Raw genomic sequence first — 12,865 nt, 5'->3', positions numbered from 1 at the left:
TTTTAATCTGTGGCTAACTTTTATGTGCAAAGTTCATAATGCTAAAGCTTTGAGAACTTTTAAATCTTAAAAAAATAACCCTTCGCTTGCTTTGCGTAAATCTTTGCGCTCTTTGCGTTAAAAAACAGCATTTAGTAAATCTTACAAATCATTCCCAAAATTATACAAACCGAACTCACAGATACTTCGGAAATTTGCATTGTAATACTTAAAAACCAATACAATGACTCATCAATATATAATTTCAGGAATGTCGTGTAACGGATGCCGAACCAAAGTCGAAAAAACTTTAAATGAAGTTGAAGGCGTTCAGGCAGAAGTAACTCTGAATCCACCAACCGCAACCATAACAATGGACAAACATGTTCCAACCGAAAAATTCCAAGAAGTTTTAACTGCGGCGGGAAATTATACTATTGAAATGGATTCTCCTAAAAATCATGGCGAAGCTGCTAAATCTTGCTGTTCTGGTCATAAAAAAGACAATCACGATCATCATAAAACAGAAACTAAAAAAGTACATCAGCACAGCGCAAATGGTGTTTATTACTGCCCAATGCATTGCGAAGGCGACAAAACATACAACAAACCCGGAGACTGCCCAGTCTGCGGAATGGATTTAGTACCACAAGTTGCCATAACAGCAACGCAATTTACTTGTCCGATGCATCCGGAGATTGTTTCAAGCGAACCAGGCAATTGTCCGATCTGCGGAATGGATTTGGTTCCGATGCAGGCTTCTGAAATTGAAGAAAACAAAACTTATTCTGATTTATTGAAAAAAATGAAAATTGCGATTTTATTTACGCTTCCAATATTCATTATCTCTATGTCAGAAATGATTCCGAATAATCCACTTTACAATATAATGTCCATCGAAAAGTGGAATTGGGTTCAGCTTTTATTTTCGATTCCTGTTTTGTTTTATGCAGGATGGATGTTTTTCGTTCGCGCTTACAAATCTATTGTGACTTGGAACTTAAATATGTTTACTTTAATTGGAATAGGAACCAGCGTTGCTTTTCTATTTAGTATTGTTGGAATGTTTTTTCCAGATATTTTTCCAGCAGAGTTCAAATCGCATCACGGAACGATTCATTTGTATTTTGAAGCTGCGACCGTAATTATCACTTTAGTTTTATTAGGACAATTGCTAGAAGCCAAAGCACACGGACAAACTAATGGAGCCATAAAAGAATTATTAAAATTAGCACCAACAGAAGCAACTTTGGTCGAAAATGGAAATGATAAAGTAATTTCTATTCACAATATTAAAAAAGGCGATTTACTTCGTGTAAAACCTGGAGAAAAAATTCCGGTTGACGGAAAAATTACTTCTGGAGAAAGCAGCATCGACGAATCGATGATTACTGGCGAACCTATTCCATTAGATAAAAAAACAGGCGATGCGGTAATTTCTGGAACTATAAACGGTACAAAATCGTTTGTAATGCTTGCAGAAAAAGTAGGATCAGAAACCATGTTGTCGCAAATTATTCAAATGGTAAATGATGCCAGCAGATCTCGCGCTCCAATTCAGAAATTAGCCGATCGTGTTTCTAAATATTTTGTTCCTACAGTTGTTATTATTTCGATTGTAACCTTTTTTGCATGGGCAAAATTTGGTCCAGAACCCGCTTACGTTTACGGATTAATCAATGCCATTGCGGTTTTAATTATTGCCTGTCCTTGTGCACTCGGATTAGCAACTCCAATGTCGGTTATGGTTGGTGTTGGAAAAGGCGCTCAAAACGGAATCTTAATCAAAAATGCCGAAGCCTTAGAAAACATGAATAAAATTGATGTTTTAATTACCGATAAAACAGGAACCATTACCGAAGGAAAACCATCTGTAGAAAAAATATTTGCAATTCATAATGACGAAGATTTTCTGCTTCAAAATATTGCCTCTTTAAATCAACATAGCGAACATCCTTTGGCGCAGGCCGTAGTTTCTTTCGCGAAAGCAAAAAACAGTTCTCTAAAAGAAGTTCAGGGTTTTGAAACCATTGCTGGAAAAGGAGTTATTGGAACGATCGAAAACAAAAAAGTCGCTTTAGGAAATAAAAAATTAATGGAAGAAATAGGCGCTTCTGTTGCTGATGATTTAGAAAGTAAAGTAACTGCCGAGCAAAATCTTGGAAAAACCATTTCATATATTGCTATTGAAAAAGAAGTTTTAGGCTATGTTGCCATTACCGATGCCATCAAAGAAAATAGTGCAAAAGCAATTAAAGAATTAATCGCTCAAGGTGTTGAAGTTATCATGATGACGGGCGATAATCACAATACCGCAAAAGCCGTTGCTGAACATTTACATTTAAGTTCCTTTAAAGCCGATTGCCTTCCGGAAGATAAATTGAAAGAAATCGAACGCCTTCAAGCACAAGGAAAAATTGTGGCAATGGCAGGTGACGGAATTAATGATGCTCCTGCTTTGGCGCAATCCAATATCGGAATTGCGATGGGAACAGGAACTGATGTTGCGATTGAAAGTGCCAAAATTACTTTAGTAAAAGGCGATTTAAACGGAATTGTAAAAGCAAAAAACCTCAGTCATGCTGTAATGTCAAACATCAAACAGAATTTATTTTTTGCTTTTATATATAACACTTTGGGCGTGCCAATTGCAGCAGGAATTTTATATCCTTTTTTAGGGATTTTGCTTTCGCCAATGTTAGCCGCGGTTGCAATGAGTTTGAGTTCTGTCTCGGTAATCGTAAATGCTCTGCGATTAAGAAATTTAAAATTATAATTTATGAGTAAGATCAAATATATACTTGTACTTTTTTTAATTGCTTTTCAGCTAAAAGCACAAAAAGTGGTGCGATACGATTTATACGTTCGCGATACAATTGTCAATTTTTCGGGTAAAGAAAAACGAGCGATTGCTGTTAACGGGCAAATTCAAATGCCAACTCTAACTTTTACCGAAGGTGATATTGCAGAAATTTATGTTCATAACGATCTCAAAAAAGAAAGTACTTCGATGCATTGGCACGGGTTATTTCTGCCTAATAAAGAAGACGGAGTTCCGTATTTAACTCAAATGCCGATTGAGCCTGGAACAATTCATAAATATACATTTCCGATTATTCAGAACGGAACCTATTGGTATCACAGTCATTCTGGTTTACAGGAACAAATTGGTTTATACGGACTTTTTATCATCAATAAGAAAAAAGACGATTCAACAATCAGAAAGGGAATCGACGATTTACCGACAATTCCAGTTATTTTAAGCGAGTGGTCGGATTTGAAACCTGAGAATATTCAGCGAATGCTGCACAATGCCAACGATTGGTTTGCTATTAAAAAAGGAACAACGCAAAGTTACGCCGAAGCAGTAAAACAAGGACATTTTTCAACCAAGGTTACCAACGAATGGAAGCGAATGAATGCCATGGATGTGAGTGATGTTTATTATGAAAAGTTTCTTCTAAATGGTAAAAACGAGCAACAACTTTCTGATTTTAAACCCGGTTCGAAAGTCCGCTTAAGAATTGCAAACGGAGGTGCTTCGAGTTATTTCTGGCTGACTTATGGCGGAGGAAAAATCACCGTTGTCGCTAGTGACGGAAATGATGTTGAACCTGTAGAAGTGGATCGTTTAATTATTGCCGTTTCTGAAACCTATGATATTGTGGTTACAATTCCGGAAGATAATAAATCTTTTGCTTTTTTGGCTACAGCCGAAGATCGAACAGGATCTGCTTCTTTATTTTTAGGAAATGGAGAAAAACAGCCCATTCATCATCTTTCAAAACTAAAATATTTTGAAGGCATGAAAATGATGAACGACATGATGAAAATGAACGGCGAAATGAACGATATGGGTATGAATATGTCTTTGAATAAAATGGACATGAACGCCGTAATGTATCCCGAAATTTCTGGTGAAGATGAAAATTCAAAACCAATGGATCATTCTGGTCATAATATGGAAGGGATGGAAATGAAAAGTGACAGCACTGAAACCTCCGAAATTGTGACTTTGAATTACGGAATGCTGAAATCGCCTTTTAAAACCAATCTACCAAAAGATGCGCCAGTAAAAGAATTACGATTTACGCTCTCTGGAAATATGAATCGTTATGTATGGAGTTTAGACAATAAAGTAGTTTCTGAAACGGATAAGATTTTAATTAAAAAAGGAGAAAACGTTCGAATTGTGCTGTACAATGGTTCGATGATGCGCCACCCGATGCATTTACACGGACATGATTTTAGAATATTGAACGAACATGGCGATTATTCACCGCTAAAAAATGTCATCGATATTATGCCGATGGAAACCGACACAATCGAGTTTCAGGCAAATGCTGATGGTGACTGGTTTTTCCACTGTCATATTTTATATCATATGATGGCTGGAATGGGTAGAATTTTCAGTTACGAAAATTCAGCACCAAATCCGTTGATTCATCATCCTGAAATGGCTTTCAAAATGTTGAAAATGGACGACCGTATGTTTCATTTTATGGCAGAAAATGATTTTGCCAGTAACGGAAATGATGGTGAAGCGATGTTCAGCAACACCCGTTGGAGCATTGGAACGGAATGGAGATTGGGTTATAACGACAAACATGGTTATGAAACGGAAACACATATTGGACGTTACATTGGAAAGAATCAATGGTTAATGCCTTTTATAGGTTTTGACTGGCGATACCGAAAAATGGGAATGGACGAACAGGAACAAAATATTTTTGGTCAAAAAAACACCAAAGACAATCGTTCGGTTTTTAGTGCGGGTGTAGAATATACTTTACCAATGCTCATAAAAGCACAAGTTGAGGTTTATACGGATGGAAATGTTCGTTTACAATTTGAACGAAAAGATATTCCTCTTTCGCAAAGACTTCGAATGAATTTAATGTGGAATACGGATAAAGAATATATGGCTGGGCTGAAATATATAGTAGCCAGAAACTTCGGAATTACAACACATTATGACAGCGATATGGGAATTGGGTTTGGGGTTAATTTGAATTATTGATTTTTAAAACATGTAATTTATTTAACTTCATTTAAAGCATTTTAACAATGAAATAAATTATATCTTAGTTTTCAAAATCAATAATCTGGATATAACGTATGAGAAAGCTATATTTTATACTACCCCTTTTCTGTTGCATATTCTTAACAAGTTGTGATCCTTCACAGGGTATTTTGTTTACTAATAAAGGAAAAAGCAATGTCAAGGTAAAACTTATTATCAATCCGAAAGTTAAAAACGATAAATTGGATGAGATGAAAAAAGGAGATTCAATTGTTTTCAATTTAATTCACCATAATCCAGAAGAAAGAGTCGGACATATTTATTTTGGAAGAGGAAAATGGAATGATGAAAACATACGTGAAATCAGCAAATCTATAAGAAGCATTGAAATAGAAAATGATAACTATAAAATCATTTATAAATCACAAAGTGCAATAAATCATTTGCTGAAAGAAAATTATAAAGGCATCATCATGAAATCGTTAAACATTAAAATTGATGACGATTTTTTCAAATAAAAACAGCTAATAAACATAAATTAATCTACAAAAACCAACTATGACTTTAGAAGATTTCAAAAAGAATTTCAACAACCAAATTACAAATGAATTAGCACTATTTTTCGAAATAAACGACGAACTAGGATATGAAAATTATTCTCAAGGTTTCGGTCTTTATGAAGATGATAAATCTGGAATTTCAAGCTGGTCTGAAGATGAAGCTTTTTTAGATAAACTAATGCCTTTTGCACAAGCAAACGGATCGGGTTCTATGTACGTTTTATGGAATAATGACTCGAACAAATCTTTAAACGAATTACCTGTAGTGGTTTTTGGTGACGAAGGCGGTTATCATATTGTTGCAAAAAACATTTTTGAGTTTATGCAATTACTGACCTTTGATACTGAAATCAGCGTTGATCACGAAGAAGCTTACTTTTATAAAGATGAAGATTATGAAGAAAGCGAAAATCTACAAGAGTATATTAGCTGGTTAAAAGAAAACTTTAATCTAGATCCAATAGACGAAACAGAACCAATTCTGGAAAGCGCGCAAGAAAAATACAAAGCTGATTTTGACAATTGGGTCTCTCAGTTTTATTCTGAAGATTAGTATTCATTTTACAAAAACATTAACATTAAAACTATTCTTACAGGAAGAAAATCAATTTATATTTGACTTACCAATTATAATCTTTCTAACATAAACATTTTAAACAAAATGACAAAAGTAATCACAATTTTGACTGTCGCTTTATTTTCAATTGGAGTAACTGCTCAAGAAACAAAACCAGCAACAAAAGAAAAAGCTAAAAAAGAATCGTGCTGTAAAAAAACAACAGATAAAAAAGACAAAAAATCTTGTTGTGCAAAAAAATAATTGAAACTCAATTTCAAAGAAAAAGGCCTCAAATATTTGAGGCCTTTTTTTATGGTCTTCTTTCGCCACGAATTTTCACGAATTAGAAATGCTTAATGCATTTGTAAAAATAATTCATGCAAATTCGTGGCAAAGTTTTAAAACTATTTCAATCTAACACTCCACTCAAAATCCATCTCAGAAACTTGAACTCCTTCTTCATTAGTTCCAATAGATTTCATCCAGAAAGTCTGCCCTTCTCCTGTTTCAATTGTTTTTTTAATGGCATCCGCAATTAAATGTCCGTCATTGCAGACAAATGTAATTCTGCCCGTTGCTTTTTTAGTAAAGTTTCCTTTGTTATTGGCTACTAACATTGAAATCTTTCTACCGCTTTCTTGAATTTGTGATATCACCAAAGCTCCAGTTGTCAATTCTGCCGCCATTGCCTGAACAGCAAAGTACATAGAATTAAACGGATTCTGATTGATCCATCTGTGCTTAACACTAACCACACATCGGTCTTTGTCGATTGCTTTTACACGTACACCGCAAATGTATGCAGATGGTAATTTGAATAATACAAATTTGTTGAGTTTGGAAACTGAAACTGCCATGTGATATATTTTTTATGTAAAAATACAAAAAAACTATGCACGCACAATATATTCTTTAAATATGGAAAAAACCTCAATAAAATCAATACTTAGAAATGATTTTCAACAATTTAAATCGCATTCTAAAAGTTTATAATTGTTAATATTTTGTTAATATTTGGTACTATGTAAAACAAGATACTGTCTTTTAGACATATATTTGCATAAGAAATTACTATATACTTTTAATCATGGAAACAACAACACCACTCATCATGGAAAAAACATCAGAAAAGAATACAGCATCATTTACTCATTTGAGTACTTTAAGTCAATATATAATTCCGTTTGGGAACTATATTTTTCCGCTAATCATTTGGACAAATTATAAAGACAAGTCTGAATTTGCAGATCATCACGGAAAACAAGCTTTAAACTTTCAGTTAAGTATTTTGCTTTACAGTTTGATCTTAGCACTTATTGCTATACCAATTTTCTTAACTGTTTTCTTGCAGAATATTCCAGTGGAAGCTGTTTTCAATGACCACAATATTCACATCAGAAACTTTAATTTCCAAGCCCATATTGGAATGCTAAGTGTAGGAATTACAGCTGTAGTGCTTTTTGGATTACTAAAATTTGTTGAATTCTTTTTAGTGATTTACGCTTCTATAAAAGCTTCAAACGGAGAATTGTACAAATATCCGCTAACGATTCCTTTTATAAAGTAATCATCGAAAAGGTTAAAAGTTATACGAACTCATTCTAATAGAATAAATTCGAGATCAATCATCAATTAATCATCATCAATCAAAAAACGAATTGTTCAATCAAAAAAAAACAAAATGAAATTATGAACATTGAAAACACAAAAGCACAGATGCGCAAAGGTGTTCTTGAGTTTTGCATCTTATCTGTATTAAAAGAAAAAGACGCATATACATCTGAAATATTAGACACTTTAAAAAACGCAAAATTACTAGTTGTAGAAGGAACCGTTTATCCGTTGTTAACTAGATTAAAAAATGACGGTTTACTAAATTATCGCTGGGAAGAATCGACCTCTGGGCCACCACGAAAATATTATGGATTAACCGAAATAGGACAAACATTTTTAAACGAACTTAGCGGTACTTGGACAGAATTATCCGACGCTGTAAACTTAATCACCAATCAAAATCAATAAGTCATGAACAAAACAGTAAATATTAACTTAGGCGGGATGTTTTTTCATATCGATGAAGACGCATACTTAAAATTAACACGCTATTTTGACGCAATAAAACGATCACTTAACAACTCTTCTGGACAAGATGAAATTATTAAAGATATCGAAATGCGTGTTTCTGAATTATTATCAGAAAAACAAAAAAGCGAGAAACATGTTGTTGGACTGAAAGATGTTGACGAAGTGATTACGGTGATGGGACAACCTGAAGATTATAGAATTGAGGACGAAGAAAGCACCAATCAATCTTACAATGATTTTGGGCAAAGAAAACACAAAAAATTATACCGCGATAAAGAAAAAGGTTTAATTGGAGGTGTCGCTACAGGGCTAGGACATTATTTTGGAATTGATGCTGTTTGGATTAAAATTATATTCTTAATCTTCGTTTTTGCAGGTTTTGGAACTGGAATTTTAGCTTATTTTGTTCTTTGGATTGTAACGCCTGAAGCAGTTACAACTTCAGAAAAATTAGAAATGACTGGAGAGCCGGTAACTATTTCGAACATCGAAAAAAAAGTGCGTGAAGAAATTGATTCATTATCTGAAAAATTCAAAAATGCAGATTATGACAAAATGGGAAACCAGGTAAAGTCGGGAGCTGGGAGAATAAGTAGTTCATTTGGAGACTTTATCATGACGGTTTTTAAAATTTTTGCTAAGTTTTTAGGAGTTGTCCTAATCATAGCTGGAATTTCAACTTTAATCATGTTATTGATTGGTGTTTTTACTTTAGGAACAAACATTTTTATTGATTTCCCTTGGCAAAACTTTGTAGAAGCTGGAAACTTTACAGAATATCCAATCTGGTCATTTGGTTTATTGATGCTTTTTGCTGTCGGAATTCCGTTTTTCTTCTTAACACTTTTAGGATTCAAATTGTTATCTCCGAACTTAAAATCAATTGGAAATATTACAAAGTATACTCTTTTAGCTGTTTGGATTATTGCAATTGCAATTGTAATTAGTATCGGAATTAAACAAGCAACTGAAATTTCTTATGATAACAAAGTCGTAGAGAAAAAACTTTTTGGAATCAAAGCCGCTGACACATTATATATTAAGTTTAAATACAGTGACTATTACACAAAAAGTCTAAATAATTACAGAGATTTTGAATTTGTACAAGACTCGGCAAACAATGAATTAATTTATTCAAATGATGTTCGCTTACATATCTTACATACGGATGAAACTACTCCTTTTATTCAAATAGAAAAAAGTGCAAGAGGAAATTCTTTTACAAACGCTAAAAAAAGAGCAGAAAAAATTAATTATAAGTTTCAAATTAGCGGAAATCAATTAATTTTGGATAATTATTTTCTGACAGATGTTAAAAACAAATTTAGAGGACAAGAAGTAGATGTTTATTTGTACGTTCCAGACGGACAATTAATTAAACCAGATTCTTCAATAAGAGATTACTATAATTCTGATGATGATTTCTTCAATCTAAATTATGACGGAGATTACAATTATAAAGTTGAAGGATCAAAAGTGAGATGTTTAAATTGTCCTGCAGACGATAATGATGACAATGATTCTGACGAAGTAAATACTATTGAAAACGACACAATAAATGAAGTTTCGGTTAAAATTAATGGAAAAGAAGTTTTAAACGGAAAAAAAACTAAAGGAAAGCTAACCACTGACAAAAACGGAGTTATAATCAAAATAAACTAAAGCCATGATAAAAATAATCATTCATATTACGAAATTTATAATTGCTGCTGTTACTGCCTTATTATTTGCTTCTTGCAATTTTAATATGAACACAATCGAAGGAAGCGGGAATGTTACCACCGAAAAAAGAACTGTTCAAGGTGATTTTAAAAATATAAGAGTAAGTAATGCTATTGACGTAGTAATCGAACAATCTGATTCTAGAGAAATTACGGTTGAAGCCGATGATAATCTTCAAAAAGATATTGAAACTAAAGTAGAAAACGGAACATTGGTAATTAGTTGTAAATACAATTCTTTCCGTAACATTACAATGAAAAAAGTAACCGTAAAAATGCCTGTTGTTGACAAAATAGAGGCTTCAAGCGCATCATCTGTTCAAAGTAAAAATGTTATTGAAGGGCAAGATATAATTTTAGAAGCTTCAAGCGCAGCATCGATGCAAGTAAACATTGAATCAGATAAGATCTCTGTAGATTCTGGAAGCGGAAGTTCTGTAACTATTGAAGGCAAAGCTTTAAATCTTAACACTTCGGTTTCAAGCGGCGGAAGTATTGATGCGGCTAAATTAATGGCAAACGATATTCATGCAGAGGCTTCAAGCGGCGGTACTGTTTCTATACATCCGATAGTAAGTTTAAAAGCAGAAGCTTCAAGCGGAGGAAACATCGATTACAGCGGTTCTCCAAAAACAGTTGAAAAATCAGCAAGCTCTGGAGGAAACATTAACAAAAGCTAAAAAGAAGTAACTGTTAAATATAAAAGAAATCATTCATCAAAAGTGGATGATTTTTTTATATTTGTCAAAATCAAATCTAGAATTAATGAAAAAAAGTACAGCGCTGCTCCTATTATTATTGGTTACAACATTAACTTTTGCACAAAAAAGAGAAAAAATTAAAGGTTCTAAAGTTGTAACGACTTCGATAAAAGAAGTTGGTAGTTTTGACGCCATTGAAGTCGATGATAATTTGGAAGTTTATTTGGAACGCGGAGAGAAAAATGAAATTAAAATTGAAGCCGATGATAATCTACACGATATTGTTGGAATGGATTTAAGAGAAAAAACGCTTCGACTATACACTAACAAAGAATCGTCTATTTTTAAAAAATTATCTGTTCGAGTTACTTATACTAGTTCATTGAATAAAGTTATTACAAAAAATGAGGCTATCGTTTATGCTATTCAAGAATTACAATTAGACGACATCACGATGAACTGTCTTGACTTTTCTAAACTGTTTTTGAATGTTAATGCTAAAAAATTCGCTTTAATTGCAGATGACAAATCTAAAACTGAATTAAATTTAAAAGCAGATGATGGAAGTTTACAACTAAGTAAAAATGCATCTGTTAAAACTTTGGTTTCGGCTATCAAATTTAAATGTGATTTGTACCAAAAAGCAAATGCTGCGATTGAAGGTATTGCCGAAAAAGCTACAATTAGATTAGACAACAATTCTGTATTTACAGGAACAAAATTCACACTGAAAGATGCAAATGTTACTGCAGAAAATTATGCTGTAGGAACTATTTTTGCCGAAACAACACTTTCATTGGCTATCGGAGATAAAGCAGAACTTTCTCTTTTTGGAAATCCAAAAATCGAATTGACTCGTTTTTCTGAAGAAGCGAAATTATTCAAAAAGGTTAAATAAACTTATTGTTTCAAGTCTTTCTTGTTTCAAGTTTCAAGTTGAAATTAAGACATTAATATAAAGAAGAAAATCCCAGCCTAATTTAACTGGGATTTTTTTTATTGTAAAGATTTCAGCGCTCCAATAACCTGAAACAAAAGAAAACTTGAAACTTGAAACTAAAAAATTTATTCTTTAGAAGCCAAATATCTCTCAGCGTCCAAAGCTGCCATACATCCTGTTCCTGCAGCAGTAATTGCTTGACGGTAAACCTGATCTGCAGCATCACCAGCTACAAAAACACCTGAAACATTTGTTCTAGATGTTCCCGGAGTATTTACAATATATCCAGTTTCGTCTAGCGTAATGTAATCTTTAAAAATGTCTGTATTTGGTTTGTGTCCAATTGCTACGAAGAAACCAGTTGCTGGAATTTCGATCGTTTCACCAGTTGTTTTGTTTAATGCTTTAATAGCGTGTACTACATTATTATCACCAAGAACTTCAACAGTATCGTGATTCATTAAAATCTCAATGTTTTCTGTTTTACGTACTCTTTCTTCCATGATTTTAGAAGCTCTGAATTTTTCACTTCTAACCAGCATTGTTACTTTTTTACAAAGTTTAGATAAGTAATGAGCTTCCTCACAAGCTGAGTCACCTGCTCCAACAATTACTACTTCTTGATTTCTGTAGAAGAAACCATCACACACAGCACAAGCAGAAACTCCGCCGCCCATATTTAAATAGTGTTGTTCTGATGGTAATCCTAAATATTTAGCTGAAGCACCCGTAGAAATAATAACAGTTTCACAGTGTAATTCGATTGAATCATTAATCCAAACTTTATGAATATCGCCAGAAAAATCAACTTTTGTTGCCCAGCCGTCACGGATATCTGCGCCAAAACGTTTTGCTTGTTCTTGTAACTGAACCATCATTTCTGGTCCTGTAACTCCATCAACATACCCTGGAAAATTTTCTACTTCATTAGTTGTAGTCAACTGACCTCCAGGCTGCATTCCTTGATATAAAACCGGATTCATGTTTGCTCTGGCTGCATAAATAGCTGCAGTATAACCTGCAGGGCCAGAACCTATAATAAGGCATTTAATTTTTTCTATTGTATCTGACATAACGTGTATAGTTTTTTTGTGATGCAAATGTAAACTTTATTATAAAAAATTAAGGCTAAAATAAATCCTAAATAACTATGTTCAAATAAGTTTTATTTATTTTCATTTTTTCCTTTTGTAAACAAAAATTATTTATATCTTTGCATCCGCTTTCGGGCAGTACCACAATACATCATCGGGGTGTAGCGTAGCCCGGTTATCGCGCCTGCTTTGGGAGCAGGAGG

At 33.4% G+C, this 12,865-nt stretch carries 12 protein-coding genes; 10 read left to right on the top strand and 2 right to left on the bottom strand.

What is annotated here, in order from left to right; all coding sequences use genetic code 11:
- Window positions 1-223: 223 nt before the first annotated feature.
- From ASE40_RS13915 to ASE40_RS22045, 5 genes are all read left to right on the top strand, one after another.
- Window positions 224-2,755, top strand: coding sequence for a heavy metal translocating P-type ATPase (locus ASE40_RS13915; protein ID WP_057117700.1), 2,532 nt, complete (start codon window positions 224-226; stop codon window positions 2,753-2,755).
- A gap of 3 nt (window positions 2,756-2,758) precedes the next feature.
- Entirely contained in the window at window positions 2,759-4,999 is a 2,241-nt protein-coding gene (locus ASE40_RS13910) for a multicopper oxidase family protein (RefSeq protein WP_057117699.1), read from the top strand.
- A 173-nt stretch (window positions 5,000-5,172) separates the two neighbouring features.
- Window positions 5,173-5,520 (top strand): hypothetical protein, encoded by a 348-nt coding sequence (locus tag ASE40_RS13905; RefSeq protein ID WP_057117698.1) that lies wholly within the window; start codon window positions 5,173-5,175, stop codon window positions 5,518-5,520.
- 40 nt (window positions 5,521-5,560) lie between these two features.
- Window positions 5,561-6,115, top strand: a complete 555-nt coding sequence (locus ASE40_RS13900; protein ID WP_057117697.1) for a hypothetical protein — start codon at window positions 5,561-5,563, stop codon at window positions 6,113-6,115.
- A gap of 108 nt (window positions 6,116-6,223) precedes the next feature.
- A complete protein-coding gene (locus ASE40_RS22045; protein ID WP_157848512.1) occupies window positions 6,224-6,382 on the top strand; it encodes a hypothetical protein in 159 nt (52 codons plus the stop codon).
- A gap of 143 nt (window positions 6,383-6,525) precedes the next feature.
- On the opposite strand, the gene ASE40_RS13895 is transcribed toward ASE40_RS22045, so the two are convergent.
- Window positions 6,526-6,978: a DUF4442 domain-containing protein gene (locus ASE40_RS13895; RefSeq protein ID WP_057117696.1), complete on the bottom strand. Its 453-nt coding sequence runs from the start codon at window positions 6,976-6,978 to the stop codon at window positions 6,526-6,528.
- 254 nt (window positions 6,979-7,232) lie between these two features.
- On the opposite strand from ASE40_RS13895, the gene ASE40_RS13890 reads away from it, so the two are divergent.
- From ASE40_RS13890 to ASE40_RS13870, 5 genes are all read left to right on the top strand, one after another.
- Entirely contained in the window at window positions 7,233-7,688 is a 456-nt protein-coding gene (locus ASE40_RS13890; RefSeq protein ID WP_057117833.1) for a DUF4870 domain-containing protein, read from the top strand.
- A 122-nt stretch (window positions 7,689-7,810) separates the two neighbouring features.
- A complete protein-coding gene (locus ASE40_RS13885) occupies window positions 7,811-8,143 on the top strand; it encodes a PadR family transcriptional regulator (RefSeq protein WP_008464689.1) in 333 nt (110 codons plus the stop codon).
- 3 nt (window positions 8,144-8,146) lie between these two features.
- On the top strand, window positions 8,147-9,868 hold the full coding sequence (locus ASE40_RS13880; protein WP_057117695.1) for a PspC domain-containing protein: 1,722 nt from the start codon (window positions 8,147-8,149) through the stop codon (window positions 9,866-9,868).
- Window positions 9,869-9,872: 4 nt separating this feature from the next.
- Window positions 9,873-10,607, top strand: a complete 735-nt coding sequence (locus tag ASE40_RS13875; RefSeq protein ID WP_057117694.1) for a head GIN domain-containing protein — start codon at window positions 9,873-9,875, stop codon at window positions 10,605-10,607.
- 85 nt (window positions 10,608-10,692) lie between these two features.
- Entirely contained in the window at window positions 10,693-11,526 is an 834-nt protein-coding gene (locus ASE40_RS13870) for a GIN domain-containing protein (RefSeq protein WP_057117693.1), read from the top strand.
- Between the two features lie 167 nt (window positions 11,527-11,693).
- Here ASE40_RS13870 and trxB read toward each other — a convergent pair whose 3' ends face one another.
- Window positions 11,694-12,641, bottom strand: a complete 948-nt coding sequence (gene trxB / locus ASE40_RS13865; RefSeq protein WP_057117692.1) for a thioredoxin-disulfide reductase — start codon at window positions 12,639-12,641, stop codon at window positions 11,694-11,696.
- Window positions 12,642-12,865 lie beyond the last annotated feature (224 nt).

Source organism: Flavobacterium sp. Root935 (assembly GCF_001429295.1).
GTDB lineage: Bacteria > Bacteroidota > Bacteroidia > Flavobacteriales > Flavobacteriaceae > Flavobacterium.
This window is presented reverse-complemented; position numbering and strand designations above follow the sequence as displayed.

Coding starts and splice junctions, on each gene's coding strand:
- ASE40_RS13900 (WP_057117697.1), top strand. CDS start 5,561: ATGACTTTAGAAGATTTCAAAAAGAATTTCAACAACCAAATTACAAAT.
- ASE40_RS13910 (WP_057117699.1), top strand. CDS start 2,759: ATGAGTAAGATCAAATATATACTTGTACTTTTTTTAATTGCTTTTCAG.
- ASE40_RS13880 (WP_057117695.1), top strand. CDS start 8,147: ATGAACAAAACAGTAAATATTAACTTAGGCGGGATGTTTTTTCATATC.
- ASE40_RS13885 (WP_008464689.1), top strand. CDS start 7,811: ATGAACATTGAAAACACAAAAGCACAGATGCGCAAAGGTGTTCTTGAG.
- ASE40_RS13875 (WP_057117694.1), top strand. CDS start 9,873: ATGATAAAAATAATCATTCATATTACGAAATTTATAATTGCTGCTGTT.
- ASE40_RS13915 (WP_057117700.1), top strand. CDS start 224: ATGACTCATCAATATATAATTTCAGGAATGTCGTGTAACGGATGCCGA.
- ASE40_RS13870 (WP_057117693.1), top strand. CDS start 10,693: ATGAAAAAAAGTACAGCGCTGCTCCTATTATTATTGGTTACAACATTA.
- ASE40_RS13890 (WP_057117833.1), top strand. CDS start 7,233: ATGGAAAAAACATCAGAAAAGAATACAGCATCATTTACTCATTTGAGT.
- ASE40_RS13895 (WP_057117696.1), bottom strand. CDS start 6,978: ATGGCAGTTTCAGTTTCCAAACTCAACAAATTTGTATTATTCAAATTA.
- ASE40_RS22045 (WP_157848512.1), top strand. CDS start 6,224: ATGACAAAAGTAATCACAATTTTGACTGTCGCTTTATTTTCAATTGGA.
- trxB (WP_057117692.1), bottom strand. CDS start 12,641: ATGTCAGATACAATAGAAAAAATTAAATGCCTTATTATAGGTTCTGGC.